The sequence below is a fragment of the Leucobacter triazinivorans genome, from assembly GCF_004208635.1.
In the GTDB taxonomy this organism is placed as follows: Bacteria; Actinomycetota; Actinomycetes; order Actinomycetales; family Microbacteriaceae; genus Leucobacter; species Leucobacter triazinivorans.
Window position 1 is genome coordinate 3,334,388 of record NZ_CP035806.1, and the last position, 24,969, is coordinate 3,359,356.

A 24,969-nucleotide genomic window follows, 5' to 3' on the forward strand; every position below is an offset into this window, starting at 1 on the left:
TGAGCATTCGTTACCGATTATCCTAGAGCGCTGTGACAGATGCGGATCCCGAACTTCACCTTCCGGGGACCAGTGCAGCTGAGCACCTGCCTCCCGCTTATCCCGAGCGCGCCGCGCACGGCACCGCCGGCACGCTGCGCGCCTGGCAGGAGGAGGCGATCCGGCTGTACCTCGAGAAGGAGCCCCGAGACTTCCTGGCCTCGGCGACCCCCGGCGCCGGAAAGACCACGTTCGCGCTGCGGCTCGCCGCGATCCTGCGCTCCAACCACACCGTGAGCCAGATCGTGGTCGTCGCCCCGACGGAGCACCTGAAGTCGCAGTGGGCCGACGCCGCGGCGCGCGCGGGCATCCGGCTCAACCCCAGGTACACGAACAACGACGGACTGGGCTACGGTCGGCACTTCCACGGCGTCGCGGTGACGTACGCCCAGGTGGCGATGAAGCCGGTGCAGCACCGGCTGCTCACCGAGAGCGCCGACACGCTCGTGATCATGGACGAGGTGCACCACGGGGGCGACGCCCTCAGCTGGGGCGACGCGATCCGCGAGGCCTACGGATCGGCGAAGCGCCGCCTCTCGCTCACCGGCACCCCCTTCCGCTCGGACGACGCCCCGATCCCGTTCGTCGGCTACGCCCCGCAGGGCGACGGGTCCAGGATCTCGCTCACCGACTACGACTACGGGTACGGGCGCGCGCTCGCCGACGGGATCGTTCGGCCCGTGATCTTCATGGTCTACGCGGGCAAGATGCGCTGGCAGACCTCCGCGGGCGAGGAGATGGAGGCCTCGCTCGGCGAGGGGAACACGAAGGACATCACGTCGCAGGCCTGGCGCACCGCGCTCGATCCGAACGGCGACTGGATCGCGAAGGTGCTGAGCGCCGCCGATCGCAGGCTGACCGAGGTGCGGCAGCAGATCCACGACGCGGGCGGGCTCGTCATCGCCACGGATCACGCCTCGGCCAAGGCCTATGCGCGGCAACTGCAGCAGATCACGGGCGAGGAGGTCGCCCTCATCCTCTCGGACGACGACGGCGCCTCCGAGAAGATCGACGAGTTCTCGATGGGCAAGAACAAGATGCAGCGCTGGATGGTGGCGGTGCGCATGGTGTCCGAGGGCGTCGATGTGCCGCGTCTCGCCGTGGGCGTGTACGCCACGAGCTCGTCGACGCCGCTCTTCTTCGCCCAGGCGATCGGCCGCTTCGTGCGATCCCGGCGCCGCGGCGAGGTCGCCTCGGTGTTCATCCCCAACGTGCCCGCGCTCATGCAGCTCGCCGCCGAGCTCGAGAAGGAGCGCAACCACGTGCTCGAGGGGCCGAAGAGCGCCGAGGAGATGTGGGACGCGGAGGCGGCGCTCATGGCCGAAGCCGAGCGGGAGGACCGCGCCTCCTCGGAGCTCGAGGAAGCGGAGTTCGCGTACCAGGCGCTCGGATCCGACGCGTACTTCGACCGTGCGGTCTTCGACGGCGCCGAGTTCGGCGGCTACGCCGAGGTGGAGAGCGACGAGGAGCTCGACTTCCTCGGCTTCCCGGGACTGCTCGAGCCGCAGGAGGTGCGTGCGCTCCTGCAGCAGCGCCAGGCGAAGCAGGCGCGGCGCTCGGCGACGCGGCAGGGGCTGCTCGAACATCCGCCCGAGCGCGCCGAGGCGCCCGAGGCGCTGCACCGCACCCTGGGCGAGCAGCGCAAGCTGCTCAACTCGCTCGTGGGGATGTACTCGAAGGTGTCGGGCGAACCGCACAAGGACATCCACAACGAGCTGCGCCGCGTGTGCGGCGGTCCGCCCGTGGCGCAGTCGTCCGTGACGCAGCTGCAGAAGCGCATCGAGCTGCTGCGCCGGCGACTGCGCCCGTAGGGGTGCTGCGCGCCCGCGAGCGGCGCGCCCGCCTGCTGCGCGTGCGCCTGCTGCGCGTGCGGTCGCATCACGTAGCATGTGGCGGGTGGCGAAGCAGAAGCGATCGAGTGAGGGTGCGGGAGCTGGAGCCGGCGCTGGAGCCGGCGCGACCCCGGCGACGGTGGCGCTCGTGCGCGCCGGGATCCCGTTCGAGGTGCGCGGATACGCGCACGCCGCCGCCGTGACCGACTTCGGGGGCGAGGCCGCCGCCGCGCTGGGGGTCGCTCCGGAGCGCGTGTTCAAGACGCTGCTCGCCGAGGTGGACGGCGTGCTCGCGGTCGGGATCGTGCCCGTCTCCGGCACGCTCGATCTCAAGGCGCTCGCCGCCGCCCTCGGGGGCAAACGGGCCGCGATGGCGGATCCCGCGCTGGCCGAGCGCAGGACGGGCTACGTGGTCGGCGGGATCAGCCCCATCGGGCAGCGCACGTCCCTGCGCACCGTGCTCGACGTCTCGGCCCGCGAGCACGGCACGGTGCTGGTCTCGGGAGGCCGCCGCGGCCTCGATCTCGAGCTGCGCCCCGACGATCTCGCGCGCGCCACCGCCGCGATCTGGGCGCGGATCGGCCGCGCGTCGTAGTCCGCTTCCGGGAGCGGGCGCTGCGACGCGCCCGGCGAGACGAGCCGGATTCGTGCCGGGGGAGCATCCGTGCTAAGTTATTCTCTGTTCGGCCGATGACGGTCCGGATCGTTCGCGCGGGTGGCGGAATTGGCAGACGCGCTAGCTTGAGGTGCTAGTGCCCGTATTAGGGCGTGGGGGTTCAAGTCCCCCCTCGCGCACGCGAATGAAATGGCCCCTGACCTGGGATTTAGTTCTCCGGGTTGGGGGTCTTTCGCGTCGGAAGTGCTAGAAAAAGTGCTAAGCCTTGCCGAGGTGGGCGGCGAAGCGGGTCACGGCCGCCCGCTGCATGGTCGGGGTGACGTGGGAGTAGATGTTCATTGTCGTGGTGATCGTTGAGTGACCCAAACGCTCTTGCACGACCTTGGGGTGCTCGCCGAGTTCGAGCAGGAGGGTCGCGTGGGTGTGACGCAGCCCCTTGATCGTGACCCGGTGCATGGTGTCGTTCTTCTGGGTGAGCCACTTCATGCGGCGATCCCATCGGCTCGTCATCGCGTCGGGTGAGCGCAGCTTCCCGTCGTCGTCGCCGAAGATGTAGGCGTCGGCCTTAGCAAGCACGAATGCCAGTTCCGCGCGGGCGACCTTGTAGGAGGCGAGCACTTTGAGGGTGTCCTCGTCCACGTCGATCACGCGCGCGTTGCCGGTTTTCGGGGGCTTGGTCTTTGTCCAGTCGTCGGTATCGACCGCGCGGCGGATGCTGACGCGCATCGCCTTGGTGTTGAGGTCGTTCCACTTCAGGGCGAGGGCTTCGCTGCGTCTCATGCCGGTGTAGGCGATGAGCCGCCATAGCGGGAACAGTTCGTCTTCCAGCTCGTCGCGGTTCCAGGTGAGGAACGTCTGCAACTGCTCCGCTGTCCAGGTGACGATTTCGGGTTTCTGCGCCCGTACCTCGCTCGTGGTCGGTGGCTTGACGGTGCGCTTCTTCTTCGACGGGTTCACGGTCAAGTGCCCATCGTCTATCGCGGCGTCGAGGATCGCGCCCAGGACGACATGCACCTTGTGGACGCTGTTGGCAGAGAGCGGCTTGCCCTTGCCGTAGGTGTCCTTGCGACCCGATTTCTCCAAGTCGCGGTAGTGGCGGGCGATTCTCGTGGCGGTGAGCTTGTCGAGCCGGATCATGCCGAGCTGGGGCCGGATATGGTTGCGGATGATCTTCTTGTACCCCGTGATCGTGGAGGCCGCGAGCTTCAACCCTGCCGCCCACTCGTCGGCGTAGACGCCGAGGGTGGGTACCTTGTTGCCGAACTTCTCGTTCTGCTTGCGCTGCTTCAAGGCCTCCTGCAAGGCGTCGTTGGCCTCGTCGGTGCTGGTGAACCCGGAGCGGGTGAGCCTGCGCGATCCCATCTCGGGGTACTCGGGGTCTTTCAGGACGTAGATCTGAAACCGCCACCGCCTGCCCTTACCGGTGTCGTAGGCCTGGATCGAGCCGGGCTGCCGGGAGCGTGAGCGCCGCTGCTGCTTCTCACCCCCGCCGCCCGCCTCGGCGGGCTGCTTGGTCGTGGTCAGGACAGGGTGCTCCTTGCGGTGGTCTGTCCGGGCTGGTGGGTGTCGGCGTAGTTCTCGGTGTAGTCCTTGGCGTTGAACACGCGCCCGGTCGGGTCGATCTGCACGCCCCGCTCGCGGATGACCTGCTCGCGCGCTCTGGCGGTCTGTAGTCGCTCGGTATAGGCGGCGATGGTCTTGGGGTTCGCTCGCGGCTTCTCGGGGTCGTCCGGGTCGGGGGCGGTCATGCCCGCGAGCGTGGTTTCGAGGTAGTGGATGCGGTCGGTGCAGATCACCCATTCCTGCTGCCAGTAGTTGAACAGCCCCTCATCGGTGAGCACGAGTTCCCCGCGCATCCACCTGTCGATCTCTTCCGGCTCGTACCCCTCGGGCACGCCCGTGAGCGTCGTCTGCTCGCCTGGGGGCGTCAGGAGCGCGGCCGGGGTCGTGCGCAGCAGGTAGGCGATCACGGTCAGGTCGTCCACGTCCACGCGACGATCCCCGGCCTCCAACTTGCTGATGCCCGAGGTGGAGAGCTTGCGCCCGGCCGCTTTCAGACCCTCGGACATGGTGCGCAACTCCATGCCGATCGCTTGGCGTGCCGCGCGGATGTTCTGCGCGACGTGCGTGTTCGTGATTCCTGCGGGGTTGCCCCGCACCCTCTCTGTTTCCATAGTAGAAATCTACAACGCTATACTTGACAACGCAAGTGCGATTCTCTACGGTGGAGGAATCACTCTCACGCGCGCGACGGGAACGGATGGTGTGACGATGCGGCAGAGCACCCTCGACATAGACGACCTCCGCAAGCGGCGCAGCCTGGTCATCACCCGCAAGGAAGCCGCCGAAGCACTCGGCGTCGATCCCCGCACGATCACCACGAGCATCAACGAGGGCACGATCCCGCATGTCAAGCTCGGGCGGCGCATCGTGATCCCACGCGAAAAGTTCCTCGCCCTCTTCGCCAACATCCCGAACGACAACAGCGAGTCCTGACGCCGACCGTCGTGCCGAATCGGCACCCTCGTGCCCGGCCTCCATGTGAATGTCGGCCAAGCGCCGTAAACTAGCCCAAGAACGCCGACCACAAGGAGGCACCCCGCATGGCTACGAAGACTCGCGTATCCGAGGCGCACGTTCAGCGCGTCCTCGCGGAAGTGCAGGCCGGGCAGCAGACCGCAGGCGAGGAAATGACCCCCGAGGGCCTGGAACTTCTGGCCCGCCAGGTGCGGGGCGAAATCAGCGTAGACGAAGCCGTCGAAGTGATCGCCGCTCGCACCCGCGCACGCCTGGCCGCTCGCACGGCCTGAACCGTTCGGCGTCGCGATGCCTGATCGGTACACCTATCCGGGCAGCGACGTTCTCATCAACAAGTTCGGCGTCACCGACTACGACGACTGGAAAGACGCCGAGGCCGACTTCATCGGCGCCCGCATGGGTGCCTTGCGGGAGCATCCCATCGTCGGTGCCTACGATCTTGCGCACCTGCAAGCGATCCACGCCTATCTGACCCAAGACATGTACTCCTGGGGCGGTGAGATACGCGAAACCGACACCCATCCCGGTGGTACCGGGATCGCGCACTGCCGTCCGCCGTTCATCGTGCCCGAGGCCGAGCGCGTCTTCGGCATCCTTGCTGAGCGTGACTACCTGCGCTGTTTGGATGCGGACGAGTTCTCTGAGGGGCTGGCGTGGGTGTGGGGCGAGACGACCGCGATCCATCCATTCCGCGACGTGAACACGAGAAGCCAGCATGTTTTCTTCACCCAGCTCGCCCGCGATGCCGGATGGGTGATCGACTGGTCGCAGATTCCCGGCGACGTGTTCGCCCACGCCCGCACCCTCGCCATCGTGGAAGACCACTCCGGCCTTGACGCGCTGATCCGCCCGAACCTCGTCGCCGTCGAGGACGCCGAACAACACGACCGGCTGATGGGTCTGCTGCACGAGCACACCGAGGGCTTCGCCACGCGCAAGGTCACCCGCGATCCTGCCGTGCTCGACCGAGAGCTGGACGCGGCACGAGAACACCGTCGCACCCTGCCTCCGCTGGATGCGTTCGGACACCACGACCCGCCCAGCGGTGAGCGCGGCGGCCCGAGCCTCGGACGGTAGCCGAGGGCAAGGGCGCGACGCGTCCGCGGCAGCCCGACCGTGCCGCGTCACAGTTCGCGAGCCGGGCCGTCGTGCCGGGGTGCGCTTCGGTGGTGCTGCTCGTAGTCGTGTGACAGGGCGCACTCTCGCTCGGCTCGTTGGGCCTCGCGTGCAGCCTGCGCTGCGCGGGTCTGCTCGATCCTCTCTACGGCCTCGGCGGGGGTGAGCGACCGCAGCAAGGCGGCTTCCTCTCGCGCCTGCTTCGCGGTCTTCGCGGCTCGTGCGGCCTGATGTACGGGGTTGGCGGTGAGGTACGCCTGCTGATTGCGGACCACGGTTTCCGGGCCGAACGCTCGGGCGAACGCGGCGAGTCGTGCGGTCTGTGCTCGCTCGGGCCGGTGCAGCAGCGCGTCGCGTGCTGCCTGGTGTTCCTGCTCGGCGTCGATCACGCGCGGGTCGCCGTCGATCCGGGGCCGGGTGACTCGCTCCAACCACGCATCGGCGCGTTCGTTCCATCTCGGCGGCTCACCCCACTTGCTCGTCAACTGTTGGTGCACTTCGGAGGCGTGCGATTGGGCGTTCTCGTGCTCGTCGCGGGCGCGGCGCTTCCCGAACCACGACACCGCCCGCACCTGCTCGCCCGCCGCGTGCTCGGCGGCGTTGGCCTGCTCCCACTCGGTGAGTGCCGTTCTCGCGGCCGAGACGACGGGAGCGGCGACCTCGGCACGCACCTGCTCGGCCCGCTGTCGCGCAGTCTGCTCGGTAGCGCGTGCGTTCTCGCGTAGCGCCGTCTCACGGTCGCCAATGGCAGCAAGGGCGGCGCTGACCTGTTGCCAGCGTGCCGCCTGCGCCTCGGCCGTTTCCGCACGCTGCACGAGGGCCGCTATCTCGTCGCTCACGAATCGCACGGGGCCGTGCTCGGTCAGCCCGGTGACTTGCTCGACTGCACGCTGGGTGGCGGCGGCAAGGCCTCGGTCGGCGCGGTCGCGTTCCATCGCCTCGATGAACTGCGCCCTGGCCTCGGCCAGGTTTCCGGCGACGATGTGCAGCAGGTTCTCGTTCCGGCCTCGCGTCATGCCGACGTACACGCTGGCGGCGCTGGTCGTGTTGGTGAGGATCGTGTGCGACCCGGCGACGGTCGCGCCCTGCACCCCGTAGGCGGTCGCCGCGTACGACAGGTGCGTATATTCGGCCACATAGTCGGCGGGGAGGCGCACTGTGCGCTGGCGCTTCCGCCCGCTGTCTGCCTCGCGCACGGAGAGCGCGCCGTCGTCTTCGACGCGCTGCACGACCCATTGCTGCCGGTTCGCCACGCCTACATCGGCGTTGTTCTTTCGCGTCTGAATCACATCCCCGGCCCCGATCGGGAGACCGTCGTTTCCGTATACGCTCGCCGTGTCGTCGACGAGGCCTTGCGAGACTCGTTCCTCGCGGATGCGGGCGTTGACGGTGCGGGCCTCGTCGTTCGTGCTGACGGTGACGGCTTCACCCTCGCGTGCGGATTGTGCGATGTGCTCGCGCGCATCCTCGCCGCTCGCGTGCAGGCGCACCAGCCCCAACGCTGTGAGCCGGTCGAACACCTGACCGGGGTTTCTGCCGTCGCGCATTTGTATCGTGACTTCGGCGTAGGTGAGGTCGGTGAAGCGATGCACCTCGGCCATGTCGAACGTGCCGCCTCGAATGTGCGCGGCCATGTCGAGCACTCCACCGCGACCGACTGCGGCGAGTTGCGCACGATCCCCGACAAGCGCGACCGTCGCGCCCGCCTCATCGCATACGGTCAGGAGGGCGATTGCGGTGTCTTGGTCGAGCATTCCGGCCTCGTCAACGATCACCCGCTCACCCGGCACGAGTCGCACGTCCTCGGTCGGGCCGCGATAGGTGCGCCCGGTCTCGGGGTCGGTGTTGCCGGGTGCGAGGCGCGTCCATACGCCGTCACTGTTCCAGCGCCAGCCGTGCGCGTGCACCAGCGCCGCAACACTGGTCGCGGGCACGCCAAGTTCCTGCTGTGCGACCTGCGCGGCGCGCAACGTCGGCGCAACCACCCGCGATGCCCGCCCGTGCTGCGCTGCGACCTCGATTGCGACGCCGAGCATGGTGGTCTTGCCCGCGCCCGCTGCGCCCTCCACGATCACGAGTGGATCGGCGGAGGCGACTGCAGCGGCGGCGCGCTCCTGCCCCGCATCCAGGCCCTGCCCCCTTGCCGCGCCGTGCACGTCGGGGTGCTTCGGTACTCGTGCGGTCAGGAGGTCGCGCAGTTCCGTCTCGGCCTGCACGACGCGCAGGCTCGTGAGGTGCGCCACATGCTCCGGGGTGGGAGCGCCGGGCGGGAGGATCGAGAAGCAGTCCTCCATTGCCAGGGCGGTGGCGATGCTGACGAACTCGCGTATCTCGGCGGGTGCTGATTGCACTCCGTACTCGGTCATGATCCGGGTCGCGTGCTCCTGCACCGTGTGGCGCGTCCACGCCGAACCGCTTGCAGCGCAGCGATCCAGCGCGCGGCTTGCGACGGTCTGCACGGAGAGGTCATCCAGCGACGCCGGCGCACGACGCGCAGGCCGGCGCAACGTCGCGGGGTCGTAGCCGGCGTCGCGTAGCTCGGTCACCCAGGCGTGTTCTTCGCGCAGGGTGGTGGGCTTCTTCGCTGGCCGTTCATACGCCCACGCTTTCGCCGCGAGTCGGGCGGAGACGACCGGCCCCATCGCCTCGCCCGGATGCGCCGCCTCCCACTCGGCTTCGAGCCGTTCGAGATGCGTGCGTACTTGTTCGCCGCGCTTGCTCATCACACCGTTGAACCGCTCGAGCTCCACCACCTCACCCGATACCGGATCGAGAGTCAGGCCGTGCCGATCCAGCACCTCGGCAAGCTCCGGGTGCGCGGCGATGACGGCGGTGCCAAGGGCGCGGATTGCGCCCTGCTGCCGGAACAACGCCGCCGTATCCAAGGCTCGCCAGTTCCCGGCCGCCCACACGCGGGTGCCGATCTGAGAATGGATATGGCGATGCGGGTCACCCGCGCGTGACGTGCGGTGCGACACCGCCACGGTCTGCAACTGCTGGACGGGCATTACCTCCTGCTTGCCGCGCGGCCCGACGCGGGTTACGGAGTGCTCGGCGAGCCACTGCTGAATCTCCGCCACGGCGTCCTGCTGCGCCCGGTCGAGAGCGTCGGAGACTTCCGGGTGGAGAGCTGCCGCGATGGAGAGCGACTTCGGGGCGTTCACGACCATCTCCGCGAACCGGGGCGCTCCTCGCCGCCCCTCACCCGGCAGACGCGGCCTGCCCATCGACTCGCCCGTGAGCGGGTTCACCCAATCTACCCACGCCGCATACGCCTCCGGGTCGAGCCCCAGCGCAGCGGTCACGTTTCCCTCACCGTCGAGGGCGGTGAACGCCGCCACGGACGCATCCGCGCCGAGGTAGTAGTCGTCCGCGCGGGAACGGTCGGCCTCGACATAACGGCGTGCATCGGCTCCGGTTCCTCGGAACAGGATCACACCGCCATGCATGTCATCACCGTCTGATGTTTCTTGTATAGAAACTGATGTACCTACCACGGTAGCATACGTCCATTCGGAAGGGAAGGTGTCAGAAGAATCGGGCGAAAAGTCGCGTTCTCCGGCGGTCTATGCGGTTGATCCGCTTGCTCTAGGAAGTCGGCGTTCCGGGTTAGGAGAGCACGAGGATGGAGGCGAGGGCGGGGCCGATCGCGCCGCCGAGCAGGTAGAGCAGCGTGAACAGGCCGATAGCGACGGGCTTCTGCGTCTCGGGCACCGCCGAGGTTGCGACGGCGACCTGCGTTGCGTTCGCTGAGATTGCCGCGAAAAGCGCGAGAAAGATGCCGATGAGCAGCAGCACCGGAGAGCTGGCGAAGAACGCAGCAAGCAGCGCGAGCGCTCCGGCCGTGACAAGTACGATCCGCACTTGCGTGCGAGAGAACTTCGCGGCGACGGCTGTGAAGCCGAGTGTTGCAAGCGAAGCGACAACCATCGCGACGAGCTGCCCGGTCGCGGCGGTGTCCTTTGTCCAGTCGGCGCGGGTGATGAGTAGCTGCGGGATGACGAAGAGCAGTGTGAAGTAGCTGGCTGAGAGTGTGAGGGTGAGGCCCGCCGAGTTCAGGAAAACGCGCGAGCGGATCGTTTCGACTGGCACATATCCGTCTGGGCGTCGGCGGATATGAAACATGAGAAGCAGGATCGCGATCATGGCCGCGAGAGCTGCGGTCAGCGGGTTCGCGGTGAACAGCACGACGGCACCGGAGAGCACGACGACCAGCAGCGCGCCCCAGGCATCGAAGCGGGCGTTGCTGACCGCTCCGCGAGCGACATAGCGGTGCACGAAGGGCACGGCGATGAGCGCGAGCGCGAGCAGCACGAGCACGAGACGCCACGAGACGGCGGTGCTGAGCTGGGTTCCGAGCAGAGGGCCGACTGCGCCGAGCAGGCCCATGCCGGTACTGATCGCCCCGACGCGGCGGGCACTGCCCGCGAGGCCGATGGCGAGCACGTTCAGCCCGGCCCCGCCTGCGGCTTGGATCGCACGCCCTGCAACGATGAGAGGGAGCCACGGCGCGAGCAGCACGACGAGACTGCCGAGCGTGACCAGTGCCGCACTCGTCCACAGCACCGCGAGCTGCCCCCGATGCCGCATGAGAGCAGCTTGCAGCGGAGTCGCCACGGCGAGCACGAGCGCGAACGCGGTAGCAGCCCACGACGCTGAGGCAGCCGACGTGCCGAACGCGGCCCCTACGTCGTCGAGGATGAGCACCGTGGCGTTGTTCGCGGCCGCAACAGGCGCGGCCATGAGCACGAGCCACCACACCGGCACGAGATGCCCGGCGGCCGTGGAGCGGGTGGGAGTTGCGTCGTTCATCGTGTTCCTCAGCGGGGAGAGACGACGGAGGGTCAGAGCCGATAATGCGACTCTGACCCTCCGGGGCAGCGGGCTACCAGGGGAGGGTTTCTTCGTCCTGGTAGAAACCGGCCGTGCCCGCGTCGGCGGGGAGGTTCACGACGTGCTTGATCGACGCAGCGCCCTCGGGCACGGGGCGGCCGCCCTCGCCACCGAGGTCGGTAGCCGTCCAGCCCGGCGATGCCGCGTGCACAGTGATACCCGCCTCTGCGACCTCGGCCGCGAGAGCGGCGGTGAGCGAGTTCAGTGCCGCCTTCGCCGCGCTGTATGCCGCCGTGTACGCGCCGGTGCGGGCGATGGAACCCGCCTCGCTCGACACGTTCACGATGCGACCGTTCTCCGACTTCTTCACCAGCGGCAGGATGCCCTGAGTGGTGCGCCACGCGCTGAACAGATTGATGTCGAGGGAGTCCTGCACCTTGCCGAGATCGACGGTCGAGGGCTGCTGCTCGTAGTCGAAGACGCCGCCCACGTTGTTCACTAGTACATCGACGCGGCCGAAGTCGGCCCCGATCTGCTGCGCGGCCGCCGCGATGCTCGCCGCATCCGAGGTGTCAAGCTGGATGGGGTGAATGTCGCCGCCAATCTCGGCGGCGGCCTTCGCTGCGGCGTCAGCGTTACGGGCGCTGAGCAGAACGGTGTCGCCCTCGGCTGCGAGCTGCGCGGCCAGCTCACGGCCAAGACCGCGATTCGCGCCAGTGATCAGAACAATGCGTGCCATATCGGTGTATCTCTTCCTGTTGTGTGTTGAGGCTGATGGAGCCGACCGCGCTCACGCTGCGGCCACCGTGCTCCCAACGTCATCGTGCTCTCGCATGTTCACAGTGTCAAATCATTTCAGTTAAAATGATGCTACAGTTCAATATTATGGAAACAGTGATGAAAAACGGGCGGGTGATCCAGTCGGTGCAGCGGGCGTTCGAGCTGCTCGAACGCATCGCCGCGAGCACCGATGGGTCACGGCTGAGCGAGCTGGCCGATGGAGCCGGTCTGAACCGCAGCACGGCTCACAACCTGCTCGCCTCGCTCGAAGAGCTGGGCTACATCACCCAGGACAAGAAAGGCGCGGCCTACAGGCTCACGGGCAAGCTCAACCAGCTGCTGAGGCTCGACGCCGAGGCCGAACACGCACTACGCGCCCGTCTCCGCCCAGTACTCAAGGCCGTCAGTCAGGCGTCGGGAGAGTCGACCTTCCTCGGCCTGGCGACCGGCACCGACTATCTCTGCTCTGATGCGGTGCTCTCCGAGAAGCCGCTGCACCTGGCCGTGCGGCCGGGCGAGCGGAAGCCGTTGATCGTGGAGGCCATCGGTCACGCCATGCTCGCGGCTGATCCTGAGCTTGCGCGGGCGGTGCAGGCCCATGACCCGAGCGAATGGGAAGCGCACGCGGCCGAAATAGCCGACGCTGAACGGCGCGGAGTCGCGCTCGACCTCGACAGTCAGAACGCAGGAATCTCGTGCGTCGCCGTCGCAGTCACACCGCGCGCAGCTATCGCCGTCGCTGGCCCTACGAACCGGTTGCCGAAGGCCCTGCTGCTGACTATCGGGCAACACATTCGAGACGAGTTGGCGAAGGTGCGGCCCGTCAATCAAGAGTGGCTGTAGCCCTCGATCACAGACCACGGGATCGGTCGCCTGAGGCGGCGCTCCCGATGATGAGAAGAAGGAGATAACCCATGCGTGGAGTCATCATGCACAAGGCCGGAGACGTGCGGGTCGAAGACCGCGACGACCCGGTAATCCTCGAGCCGACCGACGCGATTGTCAAGCTCACCGCTTCCTGCATCTGCGGCTCTGACCTCTGGCCCTACCGAGGCATCGAACCAGCTGACCATCAGGTGATGGGGCACGAGTACATCGGCGTCGTAGAGGAAATCGGCGCAGACGTGAAGACCGTGAAGCCAGGCGATTTCGTCGTCGGTTCGTTCGTGATTTCAGACAACACCTGCGAGATCTGCCAGGCCGGCTTCCAGTCGAAGTGCGTGCACGCCGAGTTCGTCGCTCAGACGGTCGGCACGCAAGCCGAGAAAGCGCGCATTCCGCACGCTGACGGCACCCTCGTCAAGACGCCCGAGACGCCCGGCCCCGAGCTGTACCCGGCGCTGCTCGCCGCGTCCGACGTACTTGGTACCGGCTGGTATGCAGCCGTGGCCGCTGATGCTGGCCCCGGCAAGACCGTAGCCGTCGTCGGTGACGGCGCAGTGGGCCTCATGGCGATTCTGGCGGCCAAACAGCTTGGCGCTGATCGCATCATCGCCATGTCGCGCCACCCAGAGCGGCAGAAGCTCGCCCGCTACTACGGCGCAACCGACATTGTCGAAGAGCGCGGCGACGAGGGCGTGGTGAGAATCAAGGAGCTGACGGGCGGCCTTGGCGCGCACTCTGTCGTCGAGGCAGTCGGCACGCAAGAGTCGTTCATGCAAGCAGTCGGCGCGACGCGCGGCGGCGGGCACCTGGGCTATGTCGGTGTGAACTACGACGTGCAGATTCCCGGCATTGAACTATTCTTCGCGGGCATCCACACGCTCGGCGGCCCGGCCCCGGTACGCCGGTTTTTGCCCGACCTCATCGACCGTATCTGGCAGGGCGAGATCGACCCCGGCAAGGTGTTCGACCTCACCCTGCCACTCGAAGAAGCACCCGAGGGCTACAAGGCGATGGACGAGCGCCGCGCCACGAAGGTCATGCTGACCCTGTAATCAGCTTGACCACATCAAGACTGGTAGGCGATCCAACGGCCTGATACGGGTGTCGGGTCACCTCATCCGGTGTTGCGAAAAGTGCTAACGAAAGTGCTAAGCAACCTGTAGGTCGGGGTATCGCGGTGGAGTTATCCACAGGACACATGCCGTAGATCGTTGATTTCATGCGGCAGAACGCCCTGCCGAGTTTCGCGGCGCGAGAGGGTCGAGGTCAGTTCAAGTCCCCCCTCGCGCACGCGAACGAAATGGCCCCTGACCTGGGATTTCATCTCTCGGGTTGGGGGTCGTTTGCGTCGGACTCGACGCCGCTGCACTCGACTATCGAACGCTGATCGTCACATCGTGGCCCTGCAGCGCCGTGATCTCCTCGATGTTCTCAGTCGTGCCGATGCGCACGAGATCGTCCGAGAAGCCGAGCGATCCGGTATCGAAGAAGAAGCCGAAGTTGCCCCAGGGCACGTAGACGAAGAGGTCGCCGACCTGCGGAGCCATGCCCTGCCCGCCTGTCGTGTCGATGGCTCTGGGCGGATAGGCGATCGATTCCATTGCGTGGAAGTCTTCGAAGCGCACCGTCATCGGCAGCATCGAGAGAAAGTCCCGGGCCACGGGACTCTCCGGTTCCATCACCGCCTCGACCACGGTCGATCCTGCTGCGAACTGGACGATGATATCGCTCACGCGCTCCTCCTGGTCGGTCGTGATGCCGGGGGTCTTGTCGGGTACCGTCTCTGATTGCATCGGTCGTTCGCTCCTTGCCGCGCTCTCGACGCTGCTGCACGCGATGAGCAGCAACGGGAGCACCAGCAGGGAGAGCTTCGCGTAACGCTTCATACCGTTCATAGCGCTCGTTCCGCTCGAATGCCGCCCGACAGGCGGTTCACGCGTTCTTCTCGATGATGTTCTTCAGCACCGCGGTCGCCCCCATGCCGTTCGGCCAGCCGGCGTAGAACGCGAGCTGCAGAAGCGCCTCCGTGAGCTCGTCATCGGTGACACCGTTGCGGCGGGCGAAGTCGAGGTGGAACTGGAGCTGATCCATCTTGCCGAGCGCGGTGAGCGCGGCGACGGTCACGAGACTGCGGTCGCGCTTCGACAGCCCATCGCGCTCCCAGACCTCGTCGAAGAGTACCTTGTCGGTGTAGTGCACCATGCCCGGGGCGAAGTCGCCGAACGCATTCCGCCCTCCGGTCCAGCCGTGCTGCTCACTCATGTCGTTGCTTCCTTTCGTGCGTGATCGTGCGTCTGCTCGAGAATCCGCCCGAGCCCGAGCCCGAGCTCGAGCCCGAGCTTCCGAGGCCGCCGGCCGCAGACCGCGTCGGGACTGCCGAGATCGTTCCATCGCCTGCGGCGTCGTCGAACACTCGCTCTTGCCCGCAACGCTAGTGCCGCGCTCGACGATCCGGGAGGCCCTGCCAGTACCCCCGACCGGGCGTCGTGCCCGCCTCGTCTCCCGGACAGGGGTACTGGCAGGGCCTGGCACCGCAGGAGCGGGCCAGCGAGACTCGAGAGCGACGTCGGAGTCCGGTCGGGGATGTCCGACGGAGCGCTCTCGATGCGGCCTCGCACCGAGCGGCAGTCCGCGGGCATCGCGCCTCGGGGCTCCGGGGCACTGGGCGCGTGAGCGCCGCCGGGGTCGACGCCGACGGACTCCGACCGCACCCGCGCCGCGCCGTGCACAACCCAGAACGTGAGAGACAGGTGGAACCGTGAAGAACGTCATCGTCATCGGAGCCAACGGCCGAACGGCGCGGGAGGCCATCATCCGCCTGGCACGACAGGGGGATGTCGCGCTCACCCTGTTCCTGCGCCGCCCCGAGCGGGTCGCCGACCTCGCCACGGAGGACATGACCGTGATCGCCGGCGACGCGCACAACCGCGAGGCGCTGCGAGCCGCGCTCGCGGGGCAGGACATCGTGATCGTCGCCCTCGGCGGCACCGACCTCGATGAGACCACCGCGAACACGGTACGCGCCGCAGAGGACGCCGGTGCGCGCCGCATCATCGCGGTGAACGCCGGCGGCATCTACGACGAACTGCCCGAGCCGTTCAACACCTGGGACGCCGCGCAGGTCGGCTTCACACGACCGGCGAACCGGCGGGCGGCCGACGTCGTCGAGCAGTCCTCGCTCGACTCCACGATCCTCCGCCCGGTCTGGCTGACCGATGACGACGCGACTGACATCGAACTGACCCGGAGGGGTGAGACCTACCGGGGCACCGAGACCTCACGTGCGAGCCTCGGCGAGTTCATCGCCGGTCTCGTCGCGCACCCTGAATCTCACATCGGCGAGAACCTGGGGATCTCCCGGCCCGGCACCGATGGCGATCGGCCGGCGGCGTACCGCTGAAACAACGACCAGAAAGAGAAAGAGGCAATCGTGAACGAGAATCTTCAGCTCGTCTCCGAGTGGGACAAGACGTTTCCGCAGAGCGACGCGGTGGATCACCGGAAGGTGACCTTCCACAATCGCTACGGTGTCACGCTCGCGGCAGACCTGTACACGCCCAAGGGCGCCGACGGAAAGCTGCCCGCCATCGCGGTAAGCGGCCCGTTCGGCGCGGTCAAAGAGCAATCGTCCGGTCTGTACGCGCAGACGCTGGCCGAACGCGGATTTCTGACGCTCGCATTCGATCCGTCGTTCACGGGTGAGAGCGGCGGCAGCCCGCGCGCCGTCGCCTCGCCCGACATCAACACCGAGGACTTCCAGGCCGCCGTCGACTCCCTCTCGGTGCTCGATCAGGCCGACGCCGAACGCATCGGTGTGCTGGGGATCTGCGGGTGGGGCGGCATGGCGCTGAGCGCCGCCGCGATCGACCCGCGCATCAAGGCGACCGTCACCTCGACCATGTACGACATGACGCAGGTGAACGCCGAGGGCTACTTCCGGTCCGAGAACACCGAAGAGGCCCGTCACGGGAAGCGCAAGGCGCTGAGCGCGCAGCGCATCGAGGACTACCGGAACGGTTCCTCTGCGCGCGCCGGGGGCGTCCCTGCGGAGCTGCCTGATGACGCGCCCCAGTTCGTGAAGGACTATCACGCCTATTACAAGACGAATCGCGGATATCACGCGCGTTCCCTGAACTCCAACGAGGGCTGGAACGTGACGAGCGCGCTGTCGTTCCTGAACATGCCGCTGCTCGCCTACGCCGACGAGATCCGCACCCCGGTGCTGCTCGTCCACGGCGACCAGGCCCACTCCTCGTACTTCAGCGAGGATGCCCGCGCAAAACTCACCGGTGAGAACAAGGAACTGCTCACCGTCGCAGGAGCGAGCCACACCGACCTCTACGACCGGAGCGAGATCATCCCGTTCGATCGGATCGCGGAGTTCTTCGCGGCGCACCTGTAGCACGGCTCCGCCGCAGCGGCGGCCACCGGGAGGGCCCGCGCTCTGGCATGCTGAGAGGCATGAAACGAGTGCGCGCGGCCCTCTCCGCATACCCGCTGGTCTTCGCGACGCTGGCCGCCGCGGCCGCCGGGCTGGTCCTCCTGGCCACCCCCGCCCGGGCCGCCGCGCCCTGGGTCGTCGGCGGATACGCGCTGGCGATCGCCGCGTGGGAGGCGGTCGGCATGATCCGGCAGCTGCTCAGGGGGCACGCCGGCCTCGACATCCTCGCGGTGACCGCGATCACCGCGGCGGTGCTCGTCGGCGAGCCGTGGGCCGCCCTCGTGGTGGTGCTCATGCTCACGGGCGGCGCCGCGCTCGAGGACTACGCCGAGCACCGCTCGAAGCGCGAGCTCACGGCCCTGCTCCGCAAGGCTCCGCAGCGCGCGACGCGGGTGCTCGAGCACGGCGCAGCAGCGGCGGCGGGCTCGGCGGCCGAGACCGCCACCGAGGAGGTGCCGGTCGACGCAATCGCGGTGGGCGAGCTGCTGCTCGTGCGGCCCGGCGCGCTCGTGCCCGTGGACGCGATCCTCGTCTCCGACCACGCCGTCTTCGACGAGTCCTCGCTCACCGGTGAGAGCCTGCCCGTCGATCGCGCGGCCGGGGAACGGGTCTCGAGCGGCGCGGTCAACGGGGCGAGCGCGGTCGTGATGCGGGCTGCCGCTGTGGCGTCCGACAGCGAGTACCAGCAGATCGTGCGGCTCGTGGAGCAGGCGGCCGGGAGCAAGGCCACGGTGGTGCGCCTGGCCGATCGCTACGCGGTGCCGTTCACCGCGCTCTCGCTGCTCATCGCCGGCATCGCCTGGGCGGTCAGCGGCGACCCCGTCAGATTCGCCGAGGTGCTCGTGGTGGCGACGCCCTGCCCGCTGCTGATCGCGGCGCCGGTCGCGTTCCTCGGCGGCATGAGCCGGGCCGCGCGATTCGGACTGATCGTGAAGGGCGGCGGCACCCTCGAACAGCTCTCGCGGGTGCGCTCGGCGGCGTTCGACAAGACCGGCACCGTCACCACGGGTCGCCCGGTGCTCGAGCGGGTGCTGCCCCAGAGCGGCTTCAGCGAGGACGAGGTGCTGCAGTTCGCGGCCTCCGCCGAGGTCTATTCCTCGCACGTGCTCGCGGGCTCGGTCGTCGCGGCCGCGAAGCAGCGCGGCCGCGCGCTGCTCGAGGCGCAACACGCCGAGGAGACCGCGACCAACGGGGTGACGGCCGTGCTCGCGAGCGGCCCGGAAGGCGCAGCCGTCACGGTGCGCGTGGGCAAGCCGGCGTGGGTGCGCGAGCACGCACCCGCGCTGGCACCGGCCGCCGTGCAGCCGGGGGAACTCGCGATCTACGTGGCCGTCGACGAGCGCTACGCGGGCGCGATCATCATGCGCGACCGGGTGCGCGAGGAGGCCGCCGATGTGTTCGCAGCGCTGCAGCGGCTCGGGGTCGAGCGCACGCTCATGGTGACGGGCGACGTGGCCGCCACGGCGGAACCGATCGCCGCGCGCCTCGGCATCGGAGAGGTGCACGCCGAGTGCCGCCCCTCCGACAAGGTGCGGATCGTGAGCGAGGTGCAGCCGCGGCCGCTCATCATGGTCGGCGACGGCCTCAACGACGCCCCCGTCCTGGCCGCGGCCGACATCGGGTTCGCGATGGGCGCCCGCGGCGCCACCGCGGCGAGCGAGTCCGCCGACATCGTGAACCGATACGACAGTCTCTCCGCGCTCCCCCGCGCCGTGCGCATCGGCAAGGACACCGTTCGGATCGCGCTGCAGAGCATCTGGCTCGGGATCCTCATCAGCGTCGCGCTCATGCTCGTCGCCGCGTTCGGCTTTCTCCCCGCGCTCGCGGGAGCCTGGTTGCAGGAGCTGGTGGATCTCGTCGCGATCCTCGGCGCGCTGCGCGCCATCGGGCCGCGCGCCGAACGCGCGCGCTCGGGCGATCGCAGCGCTTCGCCGTCCTCCCCCACGCCATCCGCCCCGGCGCCGGCCGCCTGAGCCGACCTCGGCCCGGCCCTGGGGTCAGGCTGTCCGGGCCGCCGCTCGGAACACCGCTGCGCGGGCCTCGTAGTCGGCGAACTCGTCGAAGCTGGGGGCTCCCGGGGAGAGCAGGATCACGTCTCCGGGCCGCGCCCCGGCTCGCGCTCGCACGAGCGCGTCGGCGAAACCGTCCGCCCGCTCCATGCGCGGCACGCGCCCCTCGCTCTCGGCGACGAGGCGCGCCCCCGCGGGACCGGTGGCGACCACGCGCACGGGGAAGGCGTCTCCGCGCGCGGCGAGGGCGTCGATGAGCGGATCGAACGGCAGCCCGCGCTCCGCACCGCCCGCGATCAGCGTGATCCGCGCGTCCGCGTAGGCGGTGAGCGCCGCGACCACGGCCTGAGGCGCGGTGGCGAGACTGTCGTCCACCCAGGTGAGCCCGTCGTCGGAGTCGATCACCTCGAGTCGGTGCCGCAGCGGCTGGAAGCCGCGCATCGCGGCGAGCGCACGCGCGCGATCCTCGTCGGCCATGCCGGTGAACGCGTGCACCGCCGCCAGGGCGAGCGCGGCGTTCACGAGGTTGTGGGCGCCGCGCAGCCCGAGATCGGCCGCGGTGCACTCGCCGACGCCCTCCCAGACGAGGCGATCCTCGTGGGCCAGGATCCCGAGCTCGGCCGGAACGAGGATGCGCGTGCGCTCCCCCGCCCGTTCGGAGGCGAGCGCGAAGAGCTCGTGATCGCGCGATGGCACCACGACCGTCTCCGTGCCGTGCGCCACGAGGTTCAGCTTGTCGGCGACGTAGCGCTCGTAGCCGCCGTGCCACGGCAGGTGCTCGGGGTACAGCGACGTGAGCACGGCCACTCGCGGCGACACGGTGAGGTCGGAGGCCTGGTAGCTCGATACCTCCGTCACGGCGGCCTGCACCCGCGGATCGAGGTCGCCGGCCACGGCCACCCCGACGTTGCCTGCGAGCACCGCCCGGTAGCCGAGGGCGTCGAGGATGTGGCGCACGAGCGTCGAGGTGGTGCTCTTGCCCTTCGTGCCCGTGACGGCGAGGACGCGCTCGGCGTTCTCCGAGAGCCAGAGGTCCATCAGCGAGGTGAGGCGCCCGGCCCCCGCGGCGACCCGCGCGAAATCCGGCGAGGTGCGCGGAATGCCGGGCGACTTGACCACGACCTCCGCCTCCAGCAGCCTGGCGAGCGCCGTCTCACCCTCCACGGCGGCGCTTCGCAGGTCCTCGGGGGCCGAACCGTCTCCGGTCACCGCGATCGTCGCGACCACGCCGCGGCGCGCGAGCTCCGCGTGCGCCGCACGCCCCTCGCGCCCCGCGCCCCAGATCACGACGTCTCGCCCCGTGAGCTCCTCAAATCGCACGCGCCACGGCCTCCAGCTCGGGCGACAGGAAGTGCTCGCCGGTGTGCCAGGCGAAGACCGCTTCGCGCTCGGCCGCGGTGGCCGACACGCCGGCGATCTCGGGACGTCCGAGGAACGGGTGCCCGCTCCAGTCGTGGCGCTCGCGCAGCAGGGACAGCGCCACCCGGCACTCGTCGGGCTCGCCCACGCACTCGAAGGGCTTGACGAGCCCATCGGCGCCGAGCAGCTCGAGGAAGCCCGTCAGCTGCTCCTCGTCGGCGAACAGGTCGCGGCCGCCGAAGATCTCGAGCAGCCGCTCGCGCTCCAGGAACGGCGCGAGCATCAGGAAGATGAAGCGGCACTTGGGGCAGTCGCCGCACCAGGTCGCGGAGGCCCCGTGAATGCGGAAAGCGCGGTTGCAGCTCGTGAAGACCGGGTGGTAGGCGGTGAGCGTCGCGAAGCGGCGCGCGATCCGGATCTCGTTGATGGGCCGCAGCAGCGACACGTAGTCCGGGGCCCCGTCGGGCAGCGTCTCGCGCAGCAGGCGCTCGAACTCGATGCCCTTCGACCACTGGTGGTTGATGACGCGGCCGGCCCACTCGAAGTTGCCGTACGAGGATCCCGCCTCGTTGCTGAACACGACTCCGTCGTAGCCGAGGGCGAGCGCGGTGAGCACCGCGATGAGCGAGTTGACCGCGGTCACGGGGATGTGCCCGTTGGGCGCTCCGGCGGCGTTGAGCGCGAAGAGTTCGGGATCGAGCCTGCGGCGCACCTCGTGCAGCGGCAGCCGCGCAGTCTCGGCCGTGCGCGCCATGGGCGGCTGCGTGTTGACCGCGAACAGGCCCACCTCGACGCCGGCGCCGCGCAACGACTCGATCGAGACGATCGAGTCCTTGCCGCCGCCGACCGCGACGAGCAGGCGCCGAGGCTCGCCGGGCGCGGTCTCCGCCGTGGGCCGCACCCTCGGAGCGGGCGACGGCAGCCCGGGCGCCTCGACCACCGTCGACAGCACCTCGGGCATCCGATTGACGAACGCGAACTCGCCGAGGCCGCCCGCGATCAGGGCGGTGACGAAAGCGCGCTCCTCTTCGGTGAGCCCGCCCGGCACGGCGAGCACCGCCGGCGCGAACGCCTTGAAGTAGCTCAGCGATCCCGCGAGCGACAGCAGGCGGAGTACGCCGGCGACGACCGGCCCTGGTGCCCGGTCCAGCGGGGCCGGCAGCTCGATGACCTCCGTGAACTCGCCGACCACCACGCCGTCCGCGCGCGCCGCGTACCGCAGTTGCACGGTGGACCCCTCGAGATGCGGTGCGAGGCACTCGAAGCGCGTCACGTGCGCGGTCGGAGCGGGCGGACTGGCCGGGGCCTGCGGGGAGGGTGACGCTGATGCCATGATCCAGCAGTCTACCGCGCGGCCGCTCCCGCGGCCTGAGCGGCTACCAGCCCTCGGAGAGCACGCGGTCGAGCGCTGCGATCACCACGTCGGCGCTCTCCTCCGTGAGCGTCAGCGGCGGCTTGACCTTCAGCACGTTCGAGCGCTCGGACGTGGTGAGCACGATGACGCCGAGCTCCTTCAGACGCTCGCAGATCGCCGCTGCCTCCTGCTTCGCGGGTTCGAGCGTCGCGCGATCCCGCACCAGCTCCACCCCGAGATACAGCCCCTCGCCGTGCACCGGTCCGATGATGCTGTGCTTCTCGGCGAGCGCGCGAAAGCCCGTCGCGAGGCGCTCCCCCACGGCGCGGGCGTTCGCCTGCAGCCCCTCGGCCTCCATCGCGTCGAGCACCGCGAGGCCGACGCGGCAGCTCAGCGGATTGCCGCCCGCCGACGAGAAGAACTGGCCCTGCGCGGCGAGCGCGTCGGCCACCCGCTTCGAGGTGATGACCCCGCCGATCGGGAAGCCGTTGCCCATCGGCTTCGCGATCGTGATGAGATCGGGCACCGCGCCCGACTGCTCGAAGCCCCAGAAGCTCGACCCCATGCGGCCGAAGCCCACCTGCACCTCGTCGGCGATGCAGAGCCCGCCCGCCGCGCGCACGCGCGCATACGCGTCGGCCAGGTATCCGTTGGGCAGCAGCACCCCGCCGGCGTTGCCGAGCACCGACTCGCAGATGAAGGCGGCCGCGTCGCGCCCCGCCCCGGCGAGCCGATCGAGGTCGGCGCCGAGGTCGGCCGCGTAGCGCTCCCCCACGGAGACGTCGTCTGCCTCGCCGCGATAGGTGCCGCGGAAGCGATTGGGCACGTCGGCGACGTGCACCCACTCGGGCCGGTTCTCGAGGGCGAACGGGTTGTCGTAGGCGCTCGTGGTGACCGCGTCGCTCGCCATCGTCCAGCCGTGATAGGCCTCCCGCAGCGCGACGACGGTCTTGCGCCCCGTGGCCGCCTGCGCCAGACGCAGCGCGAGATCCACGGCCTCGGATCCCGAGTTCACGAGCAGCACGGTGTCGAGACCGCTCCCCTCGGGCAGCAGGGCCAGCAGGCGCTCGCTGTACTCGGCGAGCTCGCGGTAGAGGAAGCGGGAGTTCGTGTTGAGGATCCTGATCTGCCGGTTCACCGCGTCGGCCACGCCCGGGTGTCCGTGACCGAGCCCGGTGACATTGTTCACCATGTCGATGTAGGCGCGGCCGGTCGTGTCGACGAGGTGGTGCCGCCAGCCGCGCTCGATCTGCATGGGCCGCTCGTAGTACCGCTCCTGGGCGCTGGCGAAGATGCCCTCGCGACGCCGCTGCTCATCGGCGGCCTCATCGCGCTGGGCGAGCGGGGCGAGGCCCAGCATCGCCGCGGGATCCCGGGTGAATCTCCGCCACGCGGGCACCCGATCGGGCGCCACGAGCTGCGCGCGGCCGGGAGCGGGCACCTCGATGGAGAGGATCGGCGGCGCGACGCCGTCGATCGCGTCGACGCGGCACAGGGCGACCGCGATCGGACGGGCATCATCGCCCGCCTCGAGCACCGCGATCCGCGCGCCCGCCTCGACGCCGTCGCCGACCGAGCACTCCGCGCGCACTCCGTCGACCGAGAGGAACCAGCCGTCGCCCAGGTCGAGCAGCACGCCCCGCTCGGTGGCCGCGACAACGGTGCCCGCGACCGGCGCCGTTACCCTCTGTTCCGCGCCGGGCGCGACGACCGCCTCGGTGCCGAACGGCCACGTCTCGGCCGCGTCGGCGGCGTCGATGGCCGCGCGGGTGAGGCGGTAGACGCCGTAGGGCAGCACCGCCGCAGCCGCGCCGTCGCGCAGCGCCGCGGAGACGAGGCGCTCCTCCGCGTCGTCTGCGAGCCACGTTCCGGCGTCGAGCGCCTCGCTCTCCACACCGGGATCGACCGTCGCGACCTCGCCGTCGAGGCCGGGCAGCAGTGAGCGCAGGGGGAGATCCTGCGACTCCTGCGACCCCGGTCGCTCCACGCAGGGTGACGGATGCGGAGCGGGTGCCGCCGGCAGCAGCGACCCGCTGCCGTCGGCGCCGCCGCGCATACCGAGCCGCGCGAGCACGTGCTCGGTCATCTCCGTGAGGGGCAGCGCGACGGCGGCGTCGAAGATCCGCTGCTCGCCGGCGATGCGATCCCGCGCGTAGTCGTTGCCGCCGTCGATCTCGAGCTGCCGCCAACCGCTGGCCACGAGGATCGCGCCGCGCAGCACCACGAGCGGCCACACCGCCCGGGCTTCGGCCTCCGAGAGCGGCGCGTCGCGGTGGAACGCCGCCACCGTGTCGAGCACGCGCAGCGGCCGCCGCGCGTCGTGATGCAGCATGGAGGCCGCCGTCACCGCGAGTTCGGAGACGCGCCAGCCGTAGGCGAGATCGCCGAGATCGAGCACGATACTCGGGTGCAGGCGGGCATCCTCCCCCCGTCGACCCATGACGTTGTCGTCGGTGAGATCGCCGTGGATCGCCTGCTGCGGCAGCACGTCGGTCACCTCGTCCAATGCCGCCCGGGCCTCGTCGGCCGCATCGAGCACCCGCTCCCGCAGCGTCTCGTCGGCGATGGACGGCGCGAGCAGCAGGGTCTGCTCGTGCGCGACGTCCATGATCCACATGTGGTCCCGGTCGAGGCCCGGGTGGCGGAGCCCGACGAGCGCATTCGCGGAGGCCGCGGCGAGCGCCCCGAACTCCTCCAGCACCACCGGCGCGAGGTAGCCGATGTCCACCATCGGCTCCCCGTCGGCGAACTCGCTGCGCCGCACCGCGAAGCCCTGCTCGCTGCGCTGCGTGAGCGCGCCGTCGAGTCCGGGGAGCACCGCCGGCGCCGGGACGCCGGCGGTGCGGTAGGCCTCGAGCGCCGCGTGCTGGGCATCGCGCGCCTCGTCGCCGAAGGCCGGGTTGTCCACCCGCAGCACGCTGCGCGTGCCGTCGGGCTGTTCGAGCACGAAGTTGCGGTCCTGGTTGCTGCCGAGCTCCCGCACCGAGACCTCGATGCCGTAGCATGCGCGCGCGATCGCGCGCGCATCGTTCTCCGAGACGTCCGGGCGCACGAGGCCGCCAGACTGCTGTTCCGTCATCGTCAGTTCTCCATCTCTGGATCGAAATGATGTCACGCGTGTGTTGGGTGCCCCAGTTCGCTGTCGCGGGGCACTCGGGCTCGGGAGC

At 69.3% G+C, this 24,969-nt stretch carries 20 protein-coding genes and 1 tRNA gene; 11 read left to right on the plus strand and 10 right to left on the minus strand.

Going from position 1 to position 24,969, the window contains the following annotated elements; translation table 11 throughout:
* Positions 1–32 precede the first annotated feature (32 nt).
* The 3 genes from EVS81_RS15070 to EVS81_RS15080 all read left to right on the plus strand — a co-directional run bounded on the left by EVS81_RS15070 (position 33) and on the right by EVS81_RS15080 (position 2,666).
* Complete coding sequence (locus EVS81_RS15070) at positions 33–1,850, plus strand: DEAD/DEAH box helicase (protein WP_130111099.1); 1,818 nt, start codon at positions 33–35, stop codon at positions 1,848–1,850.
* A 160-nt stretch (positions 1,851–2,010) separates the two neighbouring features.
* Positions 2,011–2,466 carry a Cys-tRNA(Pro) deacylase gene (ybaK, locus tag EVS81_RS15075; protein ID WP_240740087.1) on the plus strand — a complete coding sequence of 152 codons (456 nt, stop codon included), beginning with the start codon at positions 2,011–2,013 and terminating at the stop codon, positions 2,464–2,466.
* Between the two features lie 114 nt (positions 2,467–2,580).
* Positions 2,581–2,666 (plus strand) — tRNA-Leu (locus EVS81_RS15080).
* A gap of 79 nt (positions 2,667–2,745) precedes the next feature.
* On the opposite strand, the gene EVS81_RS15085 is transcribed toward EVS81_RS15080, so the two are convergent.
* Together EVS81_RS15085 and EVS81_RS15855 are read right to left on the minus strand one after the other, a co-directional pair.
* Entirely contained in the window at positions 2,746–3,849 is a 1,104-nt protein-coding gene (locus tag EVS81_RS15085) for a tyrosine-type recombinase/integrase (RefSeq protein WP_165384284.1), read from the minus strand.
* A gap of 158 nt (positions 3,850–4,007) precedes the next feature.
* Positions 4,008–4,661 (minus strand): helix-turn-helix domain-containing protein, encoded by a 654-nt coding sequence (locus EVS81_RS15855; protein ID WP_165384285.1) that lies wholly within the window; start codon positions 4,659–4,661, stop codon positions 4,008–4,010.
* A gap of 97 nt (positions 4,662–4,758) precedes the next feature.
* Between EVS81_RS15855 and EVS81_RS15090 the strand changes: the two genes are divergently transcribed.
* The 3 genes from EVS81_RS15090 (at position 4,759) to EVS81_RS15100 (ending at position 6,102) form a co-directional block, all read left to right on the plus strand.
* Positions 4,759–4,983, plus strand: a complete 225-nt coding sequence (locus EVS81_RS15090; RefSeq protein ID WP_130111571.1) for a helix-turn-helix domain-containing protein — start codon at positions 4,759–4,761, stop codon at positions 4,981–4,983.
* A 107-nt stretch (positions 4,984–5,090) separates the two neighbouring features.
* Positions 5,091–5,297, plus strand: coding sequence for a hypothetical protein (locus tag EVS81_RS15095; protein ID WP_130111102.1), 207 nt, complete (start codon positions 5,091–5,093; stop codon positions 5,295–5,297).
* 16 nt (positions 5,298–5,313) lie between these two features.
* Positions 5,314–6,102, plus strand: a complete 789-nt coding sequence (locus tag EVS81_RS15100) for a Fic/DOC family protein (protein ID WP_130111103.1) — start codon at positions 5,314–5,316, stop codon at positions 6,100–6,102.
* A gap of 47 nt (positions 6,103–6,149) precedes the next feature.
* On the opposite strand, the gene mobF is transcribed toward EVS81_RS15100, so the two are convergent.
* The 3 genes from mobF to EVS81_RS15115 all read right to left on the minus strand — a co-directional run bounded on the left by mobF (position 6,150) and on the right by EVS81_RS15115 (position 11,713).
* A complete protein-coding gene (gene mobF, locus EVS81_RS15105; protein ID WP_240739883.1) occupies positions 6,150–9,578 on the minus strand; it encodes a MobF family relaxase in 3,429 nt (1,142 codons plus the stop codon).
* 172 nt (positions 9,579–9,750) lie between these two features.
* Positions 9,751–10,953 (minus strand): MFS transporter, encoded by a 1,203-nt coding sequence (locus tag EVS81_RS15110; RefSeq protein ID WP_130111105.1) that lies wholly within the window; start codon positions 10,951–10,953, stop codon positions 9,751–9,753.
* A 73-nt stretch (positions 10,954–11,026) separates the two neighbouring features.
* Entirely contained in the window at positions 11,027–11,713 is a 687-nt protein-coding gene (locus tag EVS81_RS15115; protein WP_130111106.1) for an SDR family NAD(P)-dependent oxidoreductase, read from the minus strand.
* Positions 11,714–11,859: 146 nt separating this feature from the next.
* Here EVS81_RS15115 and EVS81_RS15120 point away from each other — a divergent pair, with 146 nt between their 5' ends.
* Together EVS81_RS15120 and EVS81_RS15125 are read left to right on the plus strand one after the other, a co-directional pair.
* On the plus strand, positions 11,860–12,597 hold the full coding sequence (locus tag EVS81_RS15120; RefSeq protein ID WP_165384286.1) for an IclR family transcriptional regulator: 738 nt from the start codon (positions 11,860–11,862) through the stop codon (positions 12,595–12,597).
* A gap of 71 nt (positions 12,598–12,668) precedes the next feature.
* Positions 12,669–13,691 (plus strand): zinc-dependent alcohol dehydrogenase family protein, encoded by a 1,023-nt coding sequence (locus EVS81_RS15125; protein WP_165384287.1) that lies wholly within the window; start codon positions 12,669–12,671, stop codon positions 13,689–13,691.
* Positions 13,692–14,012: 321 nt separating this feature from the next.
* Here EVS81_RS15125 and EVS81_RS15130 read toward each other — a convergent pair whose 3' ends face one another.
* Both EVS81_RS15130 and EVS81_RS15135 read right to left on the minus strand, forming a co-directional pair.
* Entirely contained in the window at positions 14,013–14,534 is a 522-nt protein-coding gene (locus tag EVS81_RS15130; RefSeq protein ID WP_130111108.1) for a cyclophilin-like fold protein, read from the minus strand.
* Between the two features lie 37 nt (positions 14,535–14,571).
* Positions 14,572–14,901, minus strand: coding sequence for a carboxymuconolactone decarboxylase family protein (locus tag EVS81_RS15135; RefSeq protein ID WP_130111109.1), 330 nt, complete (start codon positions 14,899–14,901; stop codon positions 14,572–14,574).
* Positions 14,902–15,397: 496 nt separating this feature from the next.
* Here EVS81_RS15135 and EVS81_RS15140 point away from each other — a divergent pair, with 496 nt between their 5' ends.
* The 3 genes from EVS81_RS15140 to EVS81_RS15150 are packed head-to-tail and all read left to right on the plus strand — an operon-like array spanning position 15,398 to position 19,053.
* Positions 15,398–16,039 carry an NAD(P)H-binding protein gene (locus EVS81_RS15140; RefSeq protein WP_130111110.1) on the plus strand — a complete coding sequence of 214 codons (642 nt, stop codon included), beginning with the start codon at positions 15,398–15,400 and terminating at the stop codon, positions 16,037–16,039.
* Positions 16,040–16,069: 30 nt separating this feature from the next.
* Positions 16,070–17,041 carry an alpha/beta hydrolase gene (locus tag EVS81_RS15145; RefSeq protein WP_205879350.1) on the plus strand — a complete coding sequence of 324 codons (972 nt, stop codon included), beginning with the start codon at positions 16,070–16,072 and terminating at the stop codon, positions 17,039–17,041.
* Between the two features lie 59 nt (positions 17,042–17,100).
* Positions 17,101–19,053, plus strand: a complete 1,953-nt coding sequence (locus tag EVS81_RS15150) for a heavy metal translocating P-type ATPase (protein ID WP_130111112.1) — start codon at positions 17,101–17,103, stop codon at positions 19,051–19,053.
* Positions 19,054–19,077: 24 nt separating this feature from the next.
* On the opposite strand, the gene murD is transcribed toward EVS81_RS15150, so the two are convergent.
* Genes murD through EVS81_RS15160 form a run of 3 tightly spaced genes read right to left on the minus strand, consistent with a single transcriptional unit; the run spans position 19,078 to position 24,881 of the window.
* Positions 19,078–20,409: a UDP-N-acetylmuramoyl-L-alanine--D-glutamate ligase gene (gene murD / locus EVS81_RS15155; RefSeq protein WP_165384288.1), complete on the minus strand. Its 1,332-nt coding sequence runs from the start codon at positions 20,407–20,409 to the stop codon at positions 19,078–19,080.
* The gene (locus EVS81_RS15860; protein WP_165384289.1) at positions 20,399–21,781 is read right to left on the minus strand and encodes a MurL-like N-terminal domain-containing; all 1,383 of its coding nucleotides are present in this window, start codon (positions 21,779–21,781) and stop codon (positions 20,399–20,401) included. Before EVS81_RS15860 ends, murD begins: the two co-directional genes overlap by 11 nt.
* Positions 21,782–21,824: 43 nt before the next feature.
* Positions 21,825–24,881, minus strand: a complete 3,057-nt coding sequence (locus tag EVS81_RS15160; protein ID WP_130111114.1) for an aminotransferase — start codon at positions 24,879–24,881, stop codon at positions 21,825–21,827.
* Between the last annotated feature and the right edge of the window lie 88 nt (positions 24,882–24,969).